The organism is Aliamphritea hakodatensis (assembly GCF_024347195.1).
Taxonomy (GTDB): Bacteria; Pseudomonadota; Gammaproteobacteria; order Pseudomonadales; family Balneatricaceae; genus Amphritea; species Amphritea hakodatensis.
This window is the reverse complement of record NZ_AP025281.1, coordinates 1,899,542-1,919,047: the sequence shown is the minus strand read 5'-3', so window position 1 is coordinate 1,919,047 and position 19,506 is coordinate 1,899,542. Positions and strand designations below refer to the sequence as shown.

The following is a 19,506-nucleotide window of genomic DNA, read 5'->3' as shown; positions in this document are numbered from 1 at the left end:
AATTTTCAGCATCCCTGTCTCCCGCCACTCACTCTTCTACATGAATGGTCATCTGCATATTTGGATGAATCGCACATTCCACTTTCAGAGTGCCGGGCTTCTCTGCAACAACCGAACGCTGATTCCCTTTCGGATAAGAGCCAAGATCAAATGACTGACTTTCCGACAAGCTGTAAATATTGTGAAAAAAAGGGTCCTGATTCGTAAACGTCATCTTATCGCCAACCCTTACGGTGATTTCTTTTACCGTGAACGCCTTATTTTTCTGACCTATCTCATACTCCTGAGCAAAACTGTTTACGCCCACCAGCCCCATTACCACGACAAGCATCAAACTGATTTTCATGCTTAACTCCCCGCATCCCTGGACGTCAGCGCTTTCAAGAACGCAACCAGTGCTTGCTTTTCCTGTTGTGTAATATCTAAAGGTTTAAAATTCGGAGACACACCGGACCGGTGTCTGCCGCCCTCAATGTAATAGTCCATTACCGATTCAAGCGTCGCGGCAGAACCGTCATGGAAGTAGGGCGCTGTCCGTTCAATATCCTTCAGGCCCGGCGTTCTGAACGCACCTTTAAGCAACGCCACCGGACGAATGTTGTAACGGCCCAGGTCAGCACTTTCCTGCTGGACATTCTCTAACCCGAGATTATGGAAACCGTTATCGGTAAACCCAGGCGGATGATGACAGGCAACGCAGTTACCTTTTTGCGGGTCTGTAAACAGTTGAAATCCCTGCTTTTGCTGCACCGTCATTGCCCGTTCATCCCCGGCAACCCATTCAGAAAAATCACTGACGCCACTGACCAGCGTTTTTTCAAACCCGGCAATCGCGTGTTGTATGTTCCGGGCTGTTACACCATCGCTGTACAGCTCGGAGAATTCGGACTCATAGGCCGGGACCGCCCGTAACCTGAGCACTAACTGATCAAGGTCCATGTTCATTTCGCGGGGAGACGTAATCGGCAATGCAACCTGATCAACCAGATTTTCAGCCCGTCCGTCCCACATAAAAACAGTATGCTCCTGCAAATTCAGCAGCCCGGGGGTAGCCCGTCCGATGCGTTCACCAAACCGGTCAAGGGGTGTTTTCTCACCGTCTGACCAGCCTTTATCCGGCTGATGACAGCTGGCACAGGACATGGAGTTATCAACACTGAGACGGGGATCAAAGAACAACTGTTTTCCCAGTGCAACAATTGCTGTTTCACGGGGTGTAAGCTCATCGGGTGTGGTAGCAGAATGCCAAACGGCTCTATCGGTAAAATCCAGCACTTCAGATGCCTGTAACATCAGACTGCCCGTCGACAAACATGCTGTAAAAAAAATAATTGCTGACACATTCTTTCTACACATTTCAATAGTCCCTCACACGATGTGCTATTTACAGATTAGCTCAGTGCATACGGGCTTCAATGTTTTTAAGAACAACCGCGAAACATGCTTAAAAATATTTTAAATCAAGATGATAAGTCCCACTCTAAGTACTCTGAGCAGCCTTGCGGAAGGCACACCCAAAACGCTGCTAAACAGGCGTTTTAAGGCAGGGTTTAACTCAGAACGACATCGTGCGCAGATATCTGGCCTAAGCCGATGATTCTTATTACAATCGAAATATACTTATGATCTGCCCAAGAGGTTTATAATGCTCAACGTCACCCCAATCTCTGCATTTGATGATAACTACATTTGGGCAATACACGCGCCTGAAACCGCTAATGTCTTCGTTGTTGATCCCGGCCAGTCAGAACCTGTCGAAGCCTTTCTGAATGAGCATGATCTGAATTTAGCCGGCATACTCATTACCCACCATCATTACGACCATACCGACGGTGTTGCAGCACTTACCGCTGAACGGGATATTCCTGTATACGGGCCTGAAGAATCACCTTTTGAAGGGATTACCGATCCCCTGCACAACGACTCTGTTCTGGAAATCTTTGGCCTGCCGATTATCATCCGCGCCGTGCCCGGCCACACGCTGGATCATATCAGCTACCTGATTGACGGCGTTACGCCACAGCTGTTTTGCGGTGACACCCTGTTCCTCGCCGGCTGTGGCCGTTTATTTGAAGGCAGCCCTGAACAGATGCTGGCAGCGATGCATTATTTCCGTGATCTGCCGGACAGCACCCTGGTGTACTGTACCCACGAATATTCGATGGCCAATCTGGCATTTGCCGCCGCCGTTGAGCCGGATAACACTCACATTCTCAACTGCATCGATACGTGCCGCACGCTCCGTCAGGAAAATAAAGAGACGCTGCCAAGCACAATAGAACAGGAAAAACGCGTTAATCCGTATATGCGGACGGACCAACCAGACGTGATCGCTGCTGCCACAGACTATGACCCTCAGGCCAGCGGCTCTGAAACCCAGGTATTCGCCGCCCTGCGTGAATGGAAAAATAATTTCTGAATACATACGCTAAGCGTTTCATTCCTATTGACATATTGGTTCCAAAGTCGAATATGGCATCGCCGGCAAGCGGGCTATTGACCCGCCAGCCGGCGCTCCATAAAATGCTGCCTTTTAACTACTCTTAAGGCATCTCTGCATGGGTCGCTATCTACTCGCAGTCACTTCCACGGCTATCTTACTTGCCGGCTGTCAAAACACAGGCAACCTCAAGCCCCAGGACAGTGACCCCGATGCTCAGACCAGTAATCATTCTGAACAGGTTCTGGTTAACGCAACAGAGAACGACACACCTGTTACGCCGGTACTGAATTCACCCCGTAACGCCGATCTGTGGACCCTTACCCGGGAAGGTATGCAACTTGATCTGGATGCCGATCAGCCACGTATTGCAACGCAACTGAAATGGTATGCCGGCCACCCGCAATACATGCAGCGTGTGGGTCAGCGTTCAAGCCGTTACTACCATTACATTCTGAACCGGATTAATGAACGCGGCCTGCCAACAGAGCTGGCGCTGTTACCGGTTGTAGAAAGTGCCTATGATCCGTTTGCCTATTCCTCCGGACGTGCGTCTGGTCCCTGGCAGTTTATCCCCAGTACCGCCAAATATTTCGGCATCAAATCAAACTGGTGGTATGACGGTCGCCGGGACATCATTACCTCTACCGAAAAAGCCCTGAATTATCTGGAACAGCTTAATAAGCGTTTTGACGGGGACTGGCTGTTAGCGCTGGCTGCATACAATGCCGGCGGCGGCACAGTGTCCAAGGCGATGCGCAAAAACCGGGAAGCCGGCCTGCCAACGGATTACTGGTCTCTCAAACTGCCACGGGAAACCATGGCTTATGTGCCCAAGTTACTGGCAGTATCCAAGCTGGTCCGTGACGCTGAGCAGCATCAGTTGGCATTACCACCGCTGAATAACCAGCCATATTTTGAAATCATCGATATCGGCAGCCAGATTGACCTGGCCCAGGCAGCCAAAATGGCCAATATCAGCACCCAGGAACTGTATCAGCTTAATCCGGGATTCAATCGCTGGGCAACCGATCCTTCCGGGCCACACCGCTTACTGATCCCGGTGAAAAATGCTGAACAGTTCCGCCTGCAACTGGCACAGATCCCAGCGGAAAGCCGGGTAAGCTGGAGCCGCTACACCATTAAGCGGGGAGATTCCCTGAGTACGATTGCCGCCAGACACAACATCACCACGTCGGTGTTACGCAGTACCAATAAGCTGGCCAGTAATAATATCCGCGCCGGCAGAACCCTGCTGATTCCGACAGCCCAGCAAGACTCAGGACAATACGCCCTGAGCGCCTCACAGCGCCTGAGCCGCAAAGAAAACCAACTGGCTCAGAGTAACCGGGAAAAGCGCCATTACAAGGTGAACAGCGGTGACAGCCTCTGGTCTATCGCCCGCTCCTATAATGTCAGCCCACAGCAAATTGCCGGCTGGAACCAGATGAGCACGAAAACACCACTGCAGATTGGCCAGCAACTGGTAATCTGGAAACAGCCTAAAAGCGCATCAGCACTGAGTAAACGCGATCAGCAGCTGACCCGCAGAATCGGTTATCAGGTGCGAAACGGGGATTCACTCTACGGTATTGCCAACAAATTCAGCGTGACCATTAACGATATTAAGCGCTGGAATAATCTGGAAAACCAAAAATATATCAAACCCGGCCAGCAACTGACGCTGTACATTGATATCAGCAAGTCGCGGTAATTCAGGACAGAGTTAACGTTATGGACACAACCAGCATTGTTATCATTATCATTGCCACTTTGGCGGCCATTATTTTTAAGTACGTGCTGTACAAAAAAATCTGTCGCTGGATGGATAACGATCTGGCAAAGGGCCTGGCAGAAGGGAATGCTGAAAAACACAGTTTCCTGCAGCAACAACTTGATCAGATGCGCCTGGATAAAGTTAACCGCAAGGAATACCCGGCACGTCTGAATGAACTGGCAGATCAATACGACCAGCAGCAGTAACCTGCCCGTCTCCGACAACAAAAAACGGCGCTGTTAAGCGCCGTTTTTTTATGATTTTTCCTGCCCGTCTTTGTCGTCATCCGGCTCAGGTGGCTTTTCATTCTGCGGGTTAAACATATTCCACATAGCCATATTCTGATCAGCAAAACGGTTCATCATATTGAGGGGATTTGCCGCCCCCATCATATTATTCATTTGTTCCCGAATCCGCTCCTGATGCTCAATGAAGCTGCTGATACTTTGCTCCAGATACTGACTCATCATGCCCTGCATGCTGTCGCCATAGAAGCGAATCAATTGCTGTAATACCTGATTAGTCAGCAGCGTTCCGTGACCCATCGCTTCCTGCTCACTGATAATCTGCAGCAAAATGTTACGTGTCAGATCGTTGCCGGTTTTGGAATCCTGAACCTGAAACGGCTCCTGATTCAGAACCAACTGTTTAACATCCTCCAGGGTGATATAACAACTGCGTGAGGTGTCATACAAACGACGGTTAGTGTACTTTCTTAGAATTCGCAAAACAGTTCTCTCTTAAACAGCTGCTTTTCCGACACGGACACGGGTAGCCCACTTACAGCTATTAATCAGTTTTATTCGTATTATTGGTGTAGCTGGTCATCATATTGAGCATCATTTTCTGCAGTGCATCCATCGATCCCAGACTGTTTGTCATATAAGGCTGGAATAATGTCAGGGGATCATAACCTTCGGCACCGGCAGCCATGTTTTCCTGAATTTTATCCATCATTTCTTGCTGAAAAGCCGCCACATCAGGTAAACCCAGTACCTTACGCAACTCTTCCGGCGTCATCTCTACGTCAATCTTGAAATTCATCGCCTCTCCTCAACAATTTGCCCTTCACAGTCAAACTAACAACCCTGAGAATACATGTCCAACATTATTGTGCATCTGAACAAAAACTCATCCGGTATCGGTTATATCAGACATGTACTCGCTCCGGACGTATCCAGATCCAGGCCATGACGACGGCCAGCGCTACACTTCCTGCCGCCAGCATAAAGGTCACTTCCGGTCCGACACTGTCCCATAATAAGCCGCTGATAAATGCGCCCAGCGCGCCGCCAACCCCAAAGCCAAGGCTGCTGAATAGCGCCTGCCCCTGACCGTGACTGGCCGGGGTAAAATACTGATGCACCAAAGCAATGCCCACCGCATGTAAAGCGCCGAACGTAACTGCGTGCAGACACTGAGCGAACAGCATCGTCGGCAGATGATCCGGCAACAAACCGATCAGCAACCAGCGCACAACACACAGCAACAAACTGATAAGCATAATCGCCCGCAGGCCATAACGGCTGATCAGCCGGTGCATGTACATGAAGATAACCACTTCAGCAACGACCCCCACCGCCCACAGCAAACCGATCTGTGCCCGGGTATACCCCAGGCTGTCCATCAGCACCGAATAAAAGGTGTAATAAGGTCCGTGACTGAGCTGAATCAGCAGACAAATCACGAAAAAGGCCACCACCTGAGGTCGCCACAGCTGTTTCAGAAAACCGTCGGTACTCTTATCATGCTCAACCTTCGCGTCTTTGACACACAACGATGACAACCAGATAAGCACCATCAGCCCCAGCATGAGATAAGGCAACCAGCGCACTGAAAACCAGTCCAGCAACCAGCCAATCGCCACCACAGCAACGACGAAACCAACCGAGCCCCATAACCGGATGCGGCTGTATTGCTCTGACTGGCTCCCCAGGTGCGCGAGGGTAAGTACTTCAAACTGGGGCAGCACTGCATTCCAGAAAAAACTGAAGCCCGCCATTACCAGCGCAATTCCCAGCACATCATCCTGCCAGAAAATTGCTATAAAAATCAGACAGGTCACCAGAGAGCCAGCCCTGACAATCGCCAGCCGCTGTCCGGTTTTATCCGCCAGCCAGCCCCAGATATTAGGGGCAATAATCCGTGACGCCATCAGGATCGACATCAGCATACCAATGGATGCAGCATCCAGATCAAATGACTGTAAGTACAGGCTCCAGTACGGAACCAGCGCACCAAGAAGAGAAAAGTAAAAGAAGTAAAAACCCGACAGACGGGTATAGGTAGCTGGTGTCATAACACCTCAGATTTGCCCAAAAGTGCCGCAGCAATTGCTGCTGCGGCTACATATACTTACAGGTCGCGTAATACCGGCGTTTCACAGGTTACATCGGCATTCTGCCCGCGGTTCCGTAAGAACTGATCCATCAGTACAATTGCCATCATCGCTTCTGCAATTGGCGTCGCCCGGATGCCAACACAGGGATCGTGACGCCCCTTGGTAACAACCTCGATGCTTTCTCCGGCGGCATTAATACTCTGCCCCGGCAAACGCAGACTGGACGTAGGTTTCAGCGCAATGTGCGCAATAATGTCCTGCCCTGTTGAAATGCCCCCCAGAATACCGCCGGCATGATTTGAGCAGAACCCTTCCGGGGTCATCTCATCACGGTGCTCAGTACCCTTCTGTTCGACACAGGCAAAACCGTCACCGATCTCAACACCCTTCACCGCATTGATACTCATCAGCGCATGCGCCAGATCGGCATCGAGCCGGTCAAAAATCGGCTCGCCCAGGCCCACAGGCGCACCGCTGGCAACGACACTGATTTTCGCACCGATAGAGTTACCTTCTTTGCGCAGCGCATCCATGTAATCTTCCATTTCAGAGACCTTACCGGCATCCGGGCAGAAAAACGGATTCTGTTCAACCTGATCCCAGTCAAAGGCCTCAATCCTGATCGGGCCCAGTTGAGAGAGATAGCCGCGAACCTCTATGCCTTTGGTCTGCAGGTATTTTTTGGCCACGGCACCGGCCGCAACCCGCATGGCGGTCTCGCGGGCAGAAGAGCGTCCACCACCCCGGTAATCCCGGAAGCCATATTTGTGGCTGTACACATAATCGGCATGGGCCGGACGGAAGGTCTCAGCAATATTAGAGTAATCCTTGGAACGCTGATCCGTATTTTCAATCAGCAGGCCGATCGCCGTACCGGTTGTTTTCCCTTCAAAGACACCGGACAGAATTTTAACTTCGTCTGCTTCCCGGCGCTGGGTGGTATGGCGGGATGTCCCCGGCTTACGGCGATCCAGATCTTTTTGCAGATCAGCCTCGCTCAGCTCAATTCCCGGAGGACAGCCATCAATGATGCAGCCCAGCGCAGGGCCGTGACTTTCACCAAAGGTGGTAACTGTAAACAACTTACCGTATGTATTTCCTGACATCCTGACTTCCTGAAAACTAACGTTCGTGACATGTAAGGGCACGAACCCAAAACTCTGATCAACAATAACAGGTATTCATCTGCAATCCAGACCGGCACCTGTTATCCGACATAAATTAACCGCTGAAAACATCCCGGTAGTGGTGTAAATCCGCCGCCGTGAGAAGGAATATACCGTTCCCTCCTTCTGCCAGCTCTACCCAGGTAAAAGGCACCTGAGGAAACGCCTGTTGCAGATGAACTTCACTGTTGCCCACCTCAACCACCAGCAGACCGTCATCGGTAAGATAATCTGCAGCTTGCGCCAGAATCCGGCGGGTAATATCCAGGCCATCATCCCCGGAGCCGAGTGCCAGATCCGGTTCATGCTGATACTCAGCCGGCATACTGCTCAGATCATCCAGATCGACATAAGGCGGGTTAGACACAATTATATCGTACTGTTTACCTTTGAGCTGACTGAACAGATCACTCTCAATGGCCGTTACCCTGTCCTGCATTTCATGACGCTGTATGTTCTTCCGCGCGACCTCAAGTGCATCTGCGGAAATATCCGCCAGATCCACTTCTGCTTCCTCAAACGTATATGCACAGACGATACCGATACAGCCGCTTCCGGTACATAAATCCAGGATCCGGTCGACCGGTTTCTCCGGCAACCATGGACTGAACGCCTCTGCAATCAGTTGCTGTACAGGCGAACGGGGAATCAGTACCCGCTCATCAACACTGAAGGGTAAACCGGCATACCATGCCTCACCGATAATATAAGGTAACGGGCGGCGCTGCTCAGCCCGCTGGCGGATAAAATCCAGCACTCTGAGCTTCTCATCACGGGTCAGCTTCGCGTCCAGAATCTGCGGATCTGTATTCCAGGGCAGATTAACAGCCCCCAGCACCAGCTGTACCGCTTCATCCCAGGCATTGTCCGTTCCATGACCATAGTACAGCTCACCGGCATAAAAACAGCTCATGCTGTAACGGATATAATCACGGATTGTGGATAATTCACAAAGCAGTTGTTCTTGATCGGTCGACATAAGCGGATAGATAATCTGTAAAATAAGGAAGCAAGGCTTTATAGCCGCATAGAAAATGTTTTACGCTATGCTGAATATCGCCCTGACAGGATTCAAAACCGTCCTGACAGGCTTCTGTTAATAATAAGCGCCTTTAACCGGCACTACGCCCCGGCATCAAAATCCTGAGCGGCTATCGGTAAACGGCCCCGTATGTTAAAGAAAAACTCATCTGAACGCTATGTCCGACAACGATAATGACGACTTCGATTTTGCCAGCGCCATGCAGGGAATTACCCCGCACAGCCATGACAAAGCCGACCTGACCCCCACACCGAAGAAGCTTAGTGCAGCCAATGATGCTACCGCTCAGTATAAGCGCCGGATGGCCTCTCAGGACACCGAAAGCCTGGTGGACGGTTTATCCAGCGAAATTGTGCAACTGGTTGAAAGTGAAGAAGAACTGATTTTTGCCACCCCAGGCATTCAGTTAAAAATGATGAAACGCCTGAAACAGGGGCATATACCCTGGGAAGCCGGTCTGGACTTACATGGCTTCAGCCTGGACGAAGCCCGCGATGAACTCAGCCGCTTCATCCGTGACGCCAGCCAGAACCAGTGCCGCTGTGTCATTGTCATTCACGGTAAAGCCTACAGTGGCGAAGGCCAGCAGCCCCTGGTTAAGTCATACGTCAACGACTGGCTGAAACAGATGCATCAGGTAACCGCATTTTGCTCAGCCCAGCCAAAAGACGGCGGCACCGGCGCACTCTATGTCCTGTTACGGAATGCCAATAAGCGCTGATCATGCTGAATATTGTCTGCCGCAGGACCTTTATTGCCGCGAGCGCGACAAGGGTCAGACAAAAGCATGAATTTCACTTTACCTTAAACGCCAGATCACGTACCTTAGCGGCCTTTTAAGACCTTTTATGGGCTGCAAGGCCCGTAAACTTAGCCAGATAAGCAGGATCCAGACTGTAATGGAAAAAGAATTTGCAAGCATCATCGAGAGCTTAGGTGAAGATATCACCCGTGAAGGCCTTGTAGATACGCCAAAACGTGCCGCGAAAGCGATGCGCTTTTTAACCCGTGGTTACCAGCAAAACCTTGATGATGTTATCAACGGTGCACTCTTTCCTACGGAAAACAGCGAAATGGTTATCGTACAGGATATCGAACTGTATTCGATGTGCGAACACCACATGCTGCCATTTATCGGTAAATGTCATGTTGCCTACATTCCCAACGGCAAAGTAATCGGTCTGTCAAAAGTTGCGCGCATCGTTGATATGTTTGCCCGCCGCCTGCAAATTCAGGAAAACATGACCAAGCAGATTGCAGACGCCATTATGGAAGCCACCGGTGCCGAAGGCGTGGGCGTAGTGATTGAAGCCAAGCATATGTGCATGATGATGCGCGGTGTTGAGAAACAGAACAGCAGCATGAAAACCTCGATGATGCTGGGCCTGTTCCGCTCAAACCAGGCTACCCGCAGCGAATTCCTGTCTCTGATCCGTTAAGTATTCAGATGACAGATAAAAAAGGCAGCCCTGGGCTGCCTTTTTTTATTGCTGCATGTAACCGTTGCCTGTTATTCCATCAGCTGTAGCCAAACAGCGCCCTGCTGTTCCGGCGCCTTAACAACCGACAAATTACCTGACGCAATTATACTCAGCCGCTCAGGTGACACACCGTTCTCAAGCAAGACTCTCTCAACCCGCGCCACATATTCAGACGACCGGCTCAGCGCTCCCTCCGCGAGGTCGCTATACCCTAGTACAACCAGCGTCCGGGTATCCGACTGAATCTTATTCAGGATCTGACGCACAGAGGCGTCAATTTGATCATCCGAAGCTGTAGCCACAAAATCGACCGGTAACCAGGCACCACTCGTTTCAAAATCAGCCTGCCAGTCCGACACGGCTGAGCCAACTTCCCCGGACACAGCTAAAGTTTCCACTGCTGCTTCTGGTTTGTCGCTAAGAATATCAAGCTGAAGATACACACGCTTGTTTCCCCGCTTTACGGTATAAACAGCGATAAAATCTCCGCCCAACCTGGCCGCAAGGTAACTTTGCGTCCGGTCAACCCCGTACAATCTGGACACCCCAAACACCTGATTGGCCCATTGATGGCTGTTGCCACACTGCCGGCTCTGACAGCGAAACAGTTCTTCAGCATTTTGTTGCTGCAGCTGCCCGACAATGAAATCAAACGTTTCTTCGGCAGAATGTCCATCCGGAATCCGGTAAGTAATCTGACGCAACTGACCGGATAACCGGCGGGAGGCTTCAGGCGCAATCACCCCTGACTTTTTTTTCATTTTACCCAGTGCTAACAGATAATCAGGGGACGCTTCTGACTGATATTCAACAATCCAGGATAAGGGATAGCGCTTCAGCCCCTCGTAATCACTGCTGCCCCGTAAGTCACTTTCAGCAAATGCAGAACCTGCTACAAGCATCATCAGACCGGATAACACCCGTTTAATACGGTACATACTCATTAGGACCATAACTGAATACTCGCCTCCTGCTGTTTTCGTCTACTACAGTATGAATCATTTTCAGGTTTACTGAAGGCCATTCTCACATTCAGCAAAAGAATTCGCGACTTTTTTTGCAGTTTCAGGCTCCATGTGCAAGTGATGCCCGCCTGCTAAATGAAAAACCTGACACGTCTTCAGACAGGCCATCCGGTCCGGATGTTGTTCAATTCCATGATCCCCCAGCACCAACGTGACAGGCGCCGTGATCTTACGGAGAAAATACTGCACCTGCGTCTCAGTCAATCGCACCGGTGATGGCAGAACGAGCCAGGGGTCATGATGCCAGAAATACTCATCTTTCCCACTGGCTGCAGAACGGCTGCTCACGCCCCGTTCTGCCAGCCAGCCAGCAGCCTGTTCAGAAACAGGCCAGCGACCGTTACTGCGGGCCAGAACCGCCTCTTCACGGCTGCAGAACGTATTCACGTCCCGGTTGCGGATACGCTCACGCTTCTGCAGAGCACGGTAAAGCTGTCCAGGCGCGGACTCCGCTTCTGTAACAACCGGCCCGATCCCTTCTATCAGCAATAACCGGTCAACCTTTTCCGGATAGCAGGCCGCCAGTAAAGCTGCCACCCCGGCTCCCATAGAATGCCCCAGTATACTGAACTGCTTAGCCTGAAGCTGCTCAGCAACCGCCAGCACATCCGGCACATTGTCCCACACATAATATGCCATTCCGGCGGGGCGGTAATCTGAAAGGCCATGACCTGCAAAATCCAGTGCTACGACACAGTAACGGTCAAGCAGCGGTGCCAGCGCATTAAAGCTGGCACTGTTATCCAGCCAGCCATGCAACGCAATTAGTACCGGGGCGCTCTCCTTACCCCACTGACGGGCAGCAAATGATCGTCCGTCTACTTCAAAATGACGCTCTTTGAAACCTAATTCCTTTCTGAACATAGCCATGACTTTTTCTGTTAAATGAATATCTTAAAGCAACGGGCTCGGTTAACATTGGACAACGGAAACCAACCAAAATACCTTATCAGGCCTCTGAATCCATGCAACTCAGCCCTTATTTATCTGCCCCTAAAACCGGCCTGTTATCACTTATATTTATTTTCATAATATGCACGGTGTACTTCCAGCTAAACATCGGCGGTGAGGGTCTGTTTCTTCCCTATAACATTGCTGTCTGGACCGGCACCGCCCTGACAATCAGCCTGGGAATGTTTGTCGCTCTGAAAAACAACCTGTTTATTTACAGCCGTTACTGGCCCGGGCTACTGGCTTTACCGTTATGTGTGATAATCAGCGGATACATCGCTGACACTTTCACCCCCATAGAATGGCTTTTCAGACAACTTTACATCATCGCCGGAGTTGGCTTTCTGTTTACATTATTTCAGTTTCGCTGGAAAAACAAAGACCTGGACAAGCTCTTATACATATTGCTGGCGGCCGGCTTTATACAGGCAGTTTACGGAGCCGTTCAGTTGATATGGCAAGACAGCATTGTCAGTTTTATGGCACCCAATACAACCCATCAGGGTTACGGTATTTTCCAACAAATTAACCTGCAGGCCAGTTTTCAGGCAACCATGCTGCTTATTTGTCTGTACACCCTGACCCGCCCGGGCTTTAAAACTCTGAATATCTTCTTTCAGGCATTATGCTTTGTAAGCCTTTTCAGCAGCACGTACATGGTCGCAAGCGCAGGCTCCAGAGTCGGCATTTTAAGTGCTGTTATTGGTATCATCATGATTGTTTGCGGCCGTAGCATTCAGATTAAACAGCGCCGCGGTACCTTTATTATCGCATTAATGGTTATCATCAGCGCGGGGTATCTGGGTAAAGCAGGACTAACGAAATCATACAGTAAACTATCAGATTTAACCGGCGAAGTGGTCGCAGTACAGGGCTCTGCCAGCCGGAAGAACATCTATGCAACCACCTATGGTCTGGTTGAAGAAAGCCCCTGGGTAGGACATGGCATCGGCAGCTTTCAGAGGGTCTGGCAAAACGCTAAAATAGATTTTCTGAATGAAAACCCCGAAGCACTTTTCCCGGCCGACCGACTCAGCCATCCGCATAATGAAATCCTTTTCTGGGCTGCCGAGGGCGGCCTCGTCGCGTTAACCGGTATTTTCATCGCAATGGCGACCATTCTGATAGCCGCCTTCAGCTGCGGCTGGCGGCGGGGAATCAGCTATCTGGCCTTACTACTGCCAATAGGTCTGCACACACAGGTAGAACTGCCATTTTATATTTCCAGTGTGCACTGGATACTGTTTCTGACGCTGTTTTTCCTGATTCTGCAACATTCACGTAAAACAGAAAATATACGTATCAGCCAGGCAGCAAACCTGAGTTTAAAAGCCGTAAGCCTCATCATTGTGTTAGGCACAGCCAGCTTCATGTACCAGGCCGATAAAGCGAACACGGCGATTGTTAACTTCTTAAACACCCGCATGTCACAACCGGCGTTACTCCAGCCGGGGCTTGAAAATGCCTACTTTAATGAAACGGCTGAGCTCTACCTGATGCGCACTATCATGCTACGCGGGGTACAAAGTAACAATTATGAGTTCTTACCTGATTTTATTTCCTGGGCGGAAGACTTCCTGCAGAAAAGACCAGTTCCACAGATCTATATTGACCTGAGCCAGGCATATAAGCTCATGGGAAATAAAGCGAAGAGTGAGGCAACACTGGCACATGTCAGAGCAATGTACCCCATCAATGCCGCGACTAAAAACGCCGATAAATTCTTAGCACAACTTGCTGCATCACAATCGGTATCCGCTCCCCGGGCAACCGGCGATAACTAACACCGGGCGGCGACGAACTGTCAGCCGGCGCGCCAGACTTTAATCAGACGGGCCAGGCCCGCCGCGGGAAAGTCAGCATCCAGTTCGGCTAGCTGCCCGGGCAACAGAGGCTCCGGACGGCGGGTATGTCCTTCGGTCAGCAAACAGGTCAGGTAGCCTATCAGCGGCTGATGGGTCACCAGTGCGATATTCTCTGTACCGGCACTCCCTGCCAGCTCACCCAGCCAGTCCACGACCTGCTGGGGTAATGCCTCCGGCACCAGCAGATCAGCTGAAACCAGCTCCGGGCGGCCCTGTATCACACTGAACCGCTCAGCTGTCTGACAGGTACGCAGATACGGGCTGTGATAGATACGGGACACCTTATGTTCGGCACTGAATACCCGCAACATCGTGTCCAGATCCTGCTTACCTTTTTCGGTCAGGGGCCGGAGCCGGTCCGAAGGCGCGTTATAACCCGCCTCACCGTGCCGTAACAGATAAATGTGCATTAGGGGATCCGGGGCAAAACAAATTCAACGTCACTGCTCTGCGTACTGAGCATCATACTCCTGGCAACCTCAGCGATCGGCGCACCGTTGAATACGACCTCATAGAGCCCCTGAACCAGAGGCATATACACCTCCAGCTCATCACTCTTTTCTTTAACGTAACGTAACGTATTAACGCCTTCAGCCACTTCTCCGAGCGCAGCCACTGCTTCAGCCAGCGTCTGCCCTTCCCCAAGCGCATAACCAACCCGGTAATTCCTGCTGAGGGATGAAGAACAGGTAACGATCAGGTCACCCACTCCGGCCAAGCCGAGAAATGTCATCGGGTTAGCCCCCATCTGTACGGCGAAACGGCTCATCTCTGCCAGACTGCGTGTCATCAGCATACTCTTGGTATTTTCACCCATCCCCATCGCAGCACTTAACCCGGAAGCTATGGCATAGATATTCTTCAGCGTGCCACCCAGCTCAACACCGTAAGTATCCGAACTGGCATACACTCGGAAGTGAGCACAGTGAAGGATTTCCTGCACATGCTGACGCAACGCATCGTTATCACTGGCGATAACCGTTGCAGTCAGGTGTTTCTGAACAACTTCTTTAGCAAGATTAGGACCGCTGAGAACGCCCACCGCCTGCCCGGGTAATTCTTCGGACAGAATCTGACTCATCAGGCTAAAATGGTCTGCTTCAATGCCTTTTGTCGTGCTGACCAGCTGATGATATGACTGTATAAAAGGCTTGGCCTGACGCACCACACTGCGGAATGACTGGCTTGGAATAGACACAAAAACCAGATCCGAATTCGCCAGAACCGCTTCGATATCAGAACTGGCATGGATACCTTCCGCAAGTGTATACCCGGGTAAATACCGCTGATTGGTGCGGCACTCATTAAGTTCTGCAACCCGCTCTTCACTGCGCATCCACTGGTGAACAGGTATTCCTTTGCTGGCAACCAGATCAGCAATGACGGTGCCGAAACTGCCGCCCCCCAATACCGCTACCGCCTTTTGATTTTGCATAAAAAACTCTACCTGTCCTGATCAGACGACGGGCCTGATGACTTATCCAGTGAATCCAGCAAACGGTTAATGCCGGCAAACAGCAACTTTACGACTCCGAAAGCAACCACCGCCAGTAGCAGAAAGAGAAGCAGCTGCAACACGTCTCCGGTACGCTGATAACCGAACCAGGCAATAACAACGAAAAAAAGACTGACCGCATAGCCCAGCCACTGACTGATCCGTGCGGTATTATGTTTATCTTCGGTCATTCGCGGCCTATAACGATTGCAATAAATGGGGATCCGGATAAATACACTCCATCTTCACCCCGGCTTCCGCTTCAATATCCGGAATCAGGAAGGCATCATCTTCACTGGCAAAGCTGATTGAAGTACCGGTAGAGCCTGCCCGGCCGGTACGGCCAATCCGGTGTACATAGTCGTCCGGATCTTCAGGTAATGCATAGTTAATAACATGGCTGACGCCATCAACATGTATCCCCCGGCCGGCAACATCAGTGGCGACCAGAATGTTTATCGTACCGCTACGGAAAGCCTCAAGGGTTTTCAGGCGTTTTTGCTGGGGTATCTCACCAGACAGCAGGGCTGCCGACAAACCGTCTTTCTGCAGGCGCTCAGCCAGCCGGCGGGTTTCGTCACGGCGGTTACCAAACACAATTACCCGCTCCAGCTGATTGGCCCGCATAAAGTTACGAAGAAGGGTATATTTCTCCTGACGGGAAACCAGATAGACCTGCTGAGTGACAGAATCTGTACTTCTTTTTTCCGGTTCAATTTCAATCACCTGCGCATCGACCGTCCACTGCTTGGCAAGGTTCATAATGTCGTCAGTAAAGGTCGCACTGTACAACAGCGTCTGCCTGTCGCCTTTGCGCGGCGTATGACGGATGATAGTGCGGACATCAGGAATAAAGCCCATGCTAAGCATCCGGTCGGCCTCATCCAGAACCATCACCTCAACATCCCCCAGATCCACATCAGAACTGCGCACAAAATCGATCAGACGGCCGGGAGTAGCAACCAGAATATCCACCGGACGGGCTGCCAGCTGTTTACGCTGTTTGTCGTAATCCATTCCGCCCACCAGCGAAACAACACTCAGATCACAGTATTTGGACAACTGTTCAGCATCCGAAGCGATCTGCAAGGTTAATTCACGGGTCGGTGCAATGATCAGCGCCCGCGGAACACCCCGGGCACGCTTATGCTCAAGCGGAAAGTCAATCAGGTCAGTAATAATACTGATCAGAAACGCGGCGGTTTTACCCGTGCCTGTCTGCGCCTTGCCGATCATATCGTTACCGGCCAGAGACTGGTTCAGCGTTGCCGCCTGAATGGCAGAACAGTACTTAAACTCAAGATCAGCAATGGCATGCATCACATCATCTGGCAAATTAAAGTCGTGAAAACGCTGTTTACCCTCCTCAGGCTCCACCTGAAACTGATCCACAGACCACGAAACCGGTGGCTTCGCCTTTGGCTGCCGCGGTTTGGATTTTACCTTTGGCTTTGACTTTGTTTTGGCTTCAGTCGACTTTTCCTGAGACGTAACGGCTGCAGCCTGCGGCTGTGCCTCTGCTGATTCCGGTGACTTATTCACCTTACGAAACAAATTTTTTATCAAGTTAGTACCTATGTATTCAAATACTTATATTATTCCGCCGGCTATGCTGCATACTCTTCACTTTCTCTTTTCCACTTAAGAAGCGCATACCTTACAAAGCCCGGAACTCATCGAAAGACGTTACCGTCAGGCATTAGCCAACGGTACGCCGAAAAGGCGGCAAGGCATCTAATAATTGCCGCCCATAGCGCCGGCTTACTACTCGCCGGTCCAGCAGAACGATTCTGCCGGTATCCTGTTCGGTCCGTAATAACCGGCCGGCGGCCTGCGTCAGGCGCACCGAAGCCATCGGAACAGACCACTCCATAAAGGCATTACCGCCTTTGTTTTCAATCCATTCTGCCATGGTCGCATCAACGGGGTCATCCGGCACACTGAACGGCAGCTTGGTGATGATAACCTCCGTCAGGTACTTCCCTGGCAGATCAACCCCCTCAGTGAAGGAGGCCAAACCAAAAATAATACTGCCCTCACCGTCATCAATACGGCTGCGATGACGCTTCAGTATTTCATTTTTACTGTAATCACCCTGTGACAGCACACTATTGTTGAGCTTTTCGTCCAGCGAGGCAAGCACTGTGCGCATTTGGCGCCAGGAAGTAAATAACACCAGCGTAGCCGCTTTACTGTCGAGCTCACTGTTCAGGAAGTCACACACCGCCTGGGTATGTGCGTCCGGATCACTGGCCTCGGCATTCATCGCCGGGATATAAAGCTCAGCCGCATTATAATGATCAAACGGGCTCAGCAAACTATGACTCGGGGTGTCAGGCGGCAGCCCCAGATCATCAAGCACCCGGTCAAATCGCCCCAGTGCTGTCAGGGTCGCGGATGTAACAACAGCAGCAAAACAGTTTTGCCACAAATGCTGTTGCAGCATATGCGCAGCAGACACCGGTGCACTGTGAAATTCAAAATCCTGACCGATACCCGACTCTACCAGATTGACCCAGCGGGCTGTGGGGCTTTCTTTCAGCTCATCAGCCCGGAAAAAACTTTTCGACAGACCGGTAATGGACTGAAAGCGCGACACCATAAGCCCAAGCCTCGGATACCACTGCTCAGCCAGTTGTTTATCAATGTCACCCACCTCACCGTCCAGCGCCTCACGGAAAAGGTCCAGTAACATTTCATGACGGGTTAACAGCCGGGCAGCCAGATGCTCAGAATCTTTGAACATCAGCCTTAACTCTTCAGGGACTTCACCACCGGCAAAGCGGTAACGGTCACGTATCCGGCCATTTTCAGCATTGACCATCAGCGGCTTCACCAGCTCATGGATCTGTTCAAGCAGAATTTTTAAATCTTCGCCAGGACGTAACGTTTGCTCAACATACTGAGACATCACACCCGGATGACCGAGCTGTTCCAGCATCTGAGCATGTTGCTTGGGAAGGGTATTGAGCCAGCGCGACGATGACTTGATCCGCAAACTGAACGCAAAATGATTACTGGCCTTGGGCGCCAGATGATGCCCCTCATCGAAAATATATATCGCTTCACCGGGATCAGGCAGGATAGCCCCGCCCCCCAGAGAGAGATCCGCCAGAACAATATCGTGATTAGCAATCACGCATTCAACCTGATCCAGATCCCGCCGTGCCTTAAAAAAGCTGCAGGCACTGAAGTTGGTACAGCGGCGGTTAGTACACTGTAAATGGTCACTGGTTAAGGGTCCCCAGCGGGCATCTTCGATCTCTTCGGTAAGATTATCCCGGTCACCGTCCCAGCGGCCCGACGCGTACTCATTAAGCAGGTGCTTGTAAAAAGTCTCCGTTTCCGGGTCCAGCCGCATCGCCTGTTCATCTTCATACAGTGCGATCTGACCGGTTGAAGCACTTGAATCCAGGTGTTGCTCAACCTTGTTAATACAAAGATAGCGGCCCCGCCCTTTTGCAAGGGTAAAACTCATCGACAATTCAGTATGTTCAAGTACTTCAGGCAAATCTTTGTGCAGTAACTGTTCCTGAAGGGCCACGGTGGCGGTAGACAGAATAATCTTCTTCTTTAAAGCCTTGGCAACCGGAATTGCCGCCAGCAAATAGCCGATCGTTTTGCCCGTCCCGGTTCCCGCCTCTACAACACAGACGTGATTTTCCCCCAGGCGCTGAGCTTTATCGTCAACAGGGATATTACCAATGACTTTAGCCACTTCTGCGATCATCCGCTTCTGACCGGCACGGGCTTTTAAGCCACGGCTGGCTAAAAACTTACTGTAAGCAGTCTGTATCTGTTTTTTAAGATCGTCGGTCAGCACGTCAATCAATCCGTCTGTATGAATGGCGGCCATTCTATCAATAACACTGGATATATAAACATAAAAAATGTTTACAAAAGCAAAATACTGTATATAGTTA

At 50.8% G+C, this 19,506-nt stretch carries 20 protein-coding genes; 6 read left to right on the top strand and 14 right to left on the bottom strand.

From position 1 onward, the window contains the following. Positions 1-28 precede the first annotated feature (28 nt). On the bottom strand, positions 29-346 hold the full coding sequence (locus PCI15_RS08755; protein WP_271273948.1) for a plastocyanin/azurin family copper-binding protein: 318 nt from the start codon (positions 344-346) through the stop codon (positions 29-31). Between the two features lie 2 nt (positions 347-348). Continuing rightward, the gene (locus PCI15_RS08750) at positions 349-1,293 is read right to left on the bottom strand and encodes a cytochrome-c peroxidase (protein WP_271273947.1); all 945 of its coding nucleotides are present in this window, start codon (positions 1,291-1,293) and stop codon (positions 349-351) included. Positions 1,294-1,645: 352 nt separating this feature from the next. Here PCI15_RS08750 and gloB point away from each other — a divergent pair, with 352 nt between their 5' ends. From gloB to PCI15_RS08735, 3 genes are all read left to right on the top strand, one after another. Then, positions 1,646-2,419 carry a hydroxyacylglutathione hydrolase gene (gene gloB, locus PCI15_RS08745; protein WP_271273946.1) on the top strand — a complete coding sequence of 258 codons (774 nt, stop codon included), beginning with the start codon at positions 1,646-1,648 and terminating at the stop codon, positions 2,417-2,419. A gap of 139 nt (positions 2,420-2,558) precedes the next feature. Then, entirely contained in the window at positions 2,559-4,154 is a 1,596-nt protein-coding gene (locus PCI15_RS08740; protein WP_271273945.1) for a lytic transglycosylase, read from the top strand. Positions 4,155-4,174: 20 nt separating this feature from the next. Then, positions 4,175-4,423, top strand: coding sequence for a hypothetical protein (locus tag PCI15_RS08735; protein WP_271273944.1), 249 nt, complete (start codon positions 4,175-4,177; stop codon positions 4,421-4,423). 48 nt (positions 4,424-4,471) lie between these two features. On the opposite strand, the gene phaR is transcribed toward PCI15_RS08735, so the two are convergent. The 5 genes from phaR to prmB all read right to left on the bottom strand — a co-directional run bounded on the left by phaR (position 4,472) and on the right by prmB (position 8,703). Continuing rightward, entirely contained in the window at positions 4,472-4,945 is a 474-nt protein-coding gene (gene phaR, locus PCI15_RS08730; RefSeq protein WP_271273943.1) for a polyhydroxyalkanoate synthesis repressor PhaR, read from the bottom strand. A 61-nt stretch (positions 4,946-5,006) separates the two neighbouring features. Then, entirely contained in the window at positions 5,007-5,261 is a 255-nt protein-coding gene (locus PCI15_RS08725) for a DUF6489 family protein (protein WP_205655733.1), read from the bottom strand. A 106-nt stretch (positions 5,262-5,367) separates the two neighbouring features. After that, positions 5,368-6,516, bottom strand: coding sequence for an MFS transporter (locus tag PCI15_RS08720; RefSeq protein ID WP_271273942.1), 1,149 nt, complete (start codon positions 6,514-6,516; stop codon positions 5,368-5,370). A 56-nt stretch (positions 6,517-6,572) separates the two neighbouring features. After that, positions 6,573-7,664: a chorismate synthase gene (aroC, locus tag PCI15_RS08715; protein ID WP_271273941.1), complete on the bottom strand. Its 1,092-nt coding sequence runs from the start codon at positions 7,662-7,664 to the stop codon at positions 6,573-6,575. A 115-nt stretch (positions 7,665-7,779) separates the two neighbouring features. Next, positions 7,780-8,703, bottom strand: coding sequence for a 50S ribosomal protein L3 N(5)-glutamine methyltransferase (gene prmB, locus PCI15_RS08710; RefSeq protein ID WP_271273940.1), 924 nt, complete (start codon positions 8,701-8,703; stop codon positions 7,780-7,782). A gap of 220 nt (positions 8,704-8,923) precedes the next feature. Between prmB and PCI15_RS08705 the strand changes: the two genes are divergently transcribed. After that, on the top strand, positions 8,924-9,487 hold the full coding sequence (locus tag PCI15_RS08705; RefSeq protein ID WP_271273939.1) for a Smr/MutS family protein: 564 nt from the start codon (positions 8,924-8,926) through the stop codon (positions 9,485-9,487). 178 nt (positions 9,488-9,665) lie between these two features. Continuing rightward, positions 9,666-10,205 (top strand): GTP cyclohydrolase I FolE, encoded by a 540-nt coding sequence (gene folE / locus PCI15_RS08700; RefSeq protein ID WP_271273938.1) that lies wholly within the window; start codon positions 9,666-9,668, stop codon positions 10,203-10,205. 71 nt (positions 10,206-10,276) lie between these two features. Here folE and PCI15_RS08695 read toward each other — a convergent pair whose 3' ends face one another. After that, positions 10,277-11,185 (bottom strand): DUF4892 domain-containing protein, encoded by a 909-nt coding sequence (locus PCI15_RS08695; protein ID WP_271273937.1) that lies wholly within the window; start codon positions 11,183-11,185, stop codon positions 10,277-10,279. A 72-nt stretch (positions 11,186-11,257) separates the two neighbouring features. Next, the gene (locus PCI15_RS08690) at positions 11,258-12,142 is read right to left on the bottom strand and encodes an alpha/beta hydrolase (protein WP_271273936.1); all 885 of its coding nucleotides are present in this window, start codon (positions 12,140-12,142) and stop codon (positions 11,258-11,260) included. 170 nt (positions 12,143-12,312) lie between these two features. Here PCI15_RS08690 and PCI15_RS08685 point away from each other — a divergent pair, with 170 nt between their 5' ends. Continuing rightward, positions 12,313-14,007 carry a PglL family O-oligosaccharyltransferase gene (locus PCI15_RS08685; RefSeq protein ID WP_271273935.1) on the top strand — a complete coding sequence of 565 codons (1,695 nt, stop codon included), beginning with the start codon at positions 12,313-12,315 and terminating at the stop codon, positions 14,005-14,007. A 20-nt stretch (positions 14,008-14,027) separates the two neighbouring features. Here the strand turns inward: PCI15_RS08685 and PCI15_RS08680 are convergent, their stop codons facing one another. The 5 genes from PCI15_RS08680 to dinG form a co-directional block, all read right to left on the bottom strand. Then, positions 14,028-14,498, bottom strand: coding sequence for a SixA phosphatase family protein (locus PCI15_RS08680; RefSeq protein WP_271273934.1), 471 nt, complete (start codon positions 14,496-14,498; stop codon positions 14,028-14,030). Then, positions 14,498-15,523: an NAD(P)H-dependent glycerol-3-phosphate dehydrogenase gene (locus PCI15_RS08675; protein ID WP_271273933.1), complete on the bottom strand. Its 1,026-nt coding sequence runs from the start codon at positions 15,521-15,523 to the stop codon at positions 14,498-14,500. Before PCI15_RS08675 ends, PCI15_RS08680 begins: the two co-directional genes overlap by 1 nt. Before the next feature lie 8 nt (positions 15,524-15,531). After that, positions 15,532-15,774 (bottom strand): hypothetical protein, encoded by a 243-nt coding sequence (locus tag PCI15_RS08670; RefSeq protein ID WP_271273932.1) that lies wholly within the window; start codon positions 15,772-15,774, stop codon positions 15,532-15,534. 7 nt (positions 15,775-15,781) lie between these two features. Beyond that, positions 15,782-16,975, bottom strand: a complete 1,194-nt coding sequence (rhlB, locus tag PCI15_RS08665; RefSeq protein ID WP_376787834.1) for an ATP-dependent RNA helicase RhlB — start codon at positions 16,973-16,975, stop codon at positions 15,782-15,784. A 307-nt stretch (positions 16,976-17,282) separates the two neighbouring features. After that, the gene (gene dinG / locus PCI15_RS08660) at positions 17,283-19,439 is read right to left on the bottom strand and encodes an ATP-dependent DNA helicase DinG (protein ID WP_271273931.1); all 2,157 of its coding nucleotides are present in this window, start codon (positions 19,437-19,439) and stop codon (positions 17,283-17,285) included. Positions 19,440-19,506: the final 67 nt, after the last annotated feature.

Coding starts and splice junctions, on each gene's coding strand:
- PCI15_RS08755 (WP_271273948.1), bottom strand. CDS start 346: ATGAAAATCAGTTTGATGCTTGTCGTGGTAATGGGGCTGGTGGGCGTA.
- PCI15_RS08750 (WP_271273947.1), bottom strand. CDS start 1,293: ATGTTACAGGCATCTGAAGTGCTGGATTTTACCGATAGAGCCGTTTGG.
- gloB (WP_271273946.1), top strand. CDS start 1,646: ATGCTCAACGTCACCCCAATCTCTGCATTTGATGATAACTACATTTGG.
- PCI15_RS08740 (WP_271273945.1), top strand. CDS start 2,559: ATGGGTCGCTATCTACTCGCAGTCACTTCCACGGCTATCTTACTTGCC.
- PCI15_RS08735 (WP_271273944.1), top strand. CDS start 4,175: ATGGACACAACCAGCATTGTTATCATTATCATTGCCACTTTGGCGGCC.
- PCI15_RS08725 (WP_205655733.1), bottom strand. CDS start 5,261: ATGAATTTCAAGATTGACGTAGAGATGACGCCGGAAGAGTTGCGTAAG.
- PCI15_RS08720 (WP_271273942.1), bottom strand. CDS start 6,516: ATGACACCAGCTACCTATACCCGTCTGTCGGGTTTTTACTTCTTTTAC.
- aroC (WP_271273941.1), bottom strand. CDS start 7,664: ATGTCAGGAAATACATACGGTAAGTTGTTTACAGTTACCACCTTTGGT.
- prmB (WP_271273940.1), bottom strand. CDS start 8,703: ATGTCGACCGATCAAGAACAACTGCTTTGTGAATTATCCACAATCCGT.
- PCI15_RS08705 (WP_271273939.1), top strand. CDS start 8,924: ATGTCCGACAACGATAATGACGACTTCGATTTTGCCAGCGCCATGCAG.
- folE (WP_271273938.1), top strand. CDS start 9,666: ATGGAAAAAGAATTTGCAAGCATCATCGAGAGCTTAGGTGAAGATATC.
- PCI15_RS08695 (WP_271273937.1), bottom strand. CDS start 11,185: ATGTACCGTATTAAACGGGTGTTATCCGGTCTGATGATGCTTGTAGCA.
- PCI15_RS08690 (WP_271273936.1), bottom strand. CDS start 12,142: ATGGCTATGTTCAGAAAGGAATTAGGTTTCAAAGAGCGTCATTTTGAA.
- PCI15_RS08680 (WP_271273934.1), bottom strand. CDS start 14,498: ATGCACATTTATCTGTTACGGCACGGTGAGGCGGGTTATAACGCGCCT.
- PCI15_RS08675 (WP_271273933.1), bottom strand. CDS start 15,523: ATGCAAAATCAAAAGGCGGTAGCGGTATTGGGGGGCGGCAGTTTCGGC.
- PCI15_RS08670 (WP_271273932.1), bottom strand. CDS start 15,774: ATGACCGAAGATAAACATAATACCGCACGGATCAGTCAGTGGCTGGGC.
- dinG (WP_271273931.1), bottom strand. CDS start 19,439: ATGGCCGCCATTCATACAGACGGATTGATTGACGTGCTGACCGACGAT.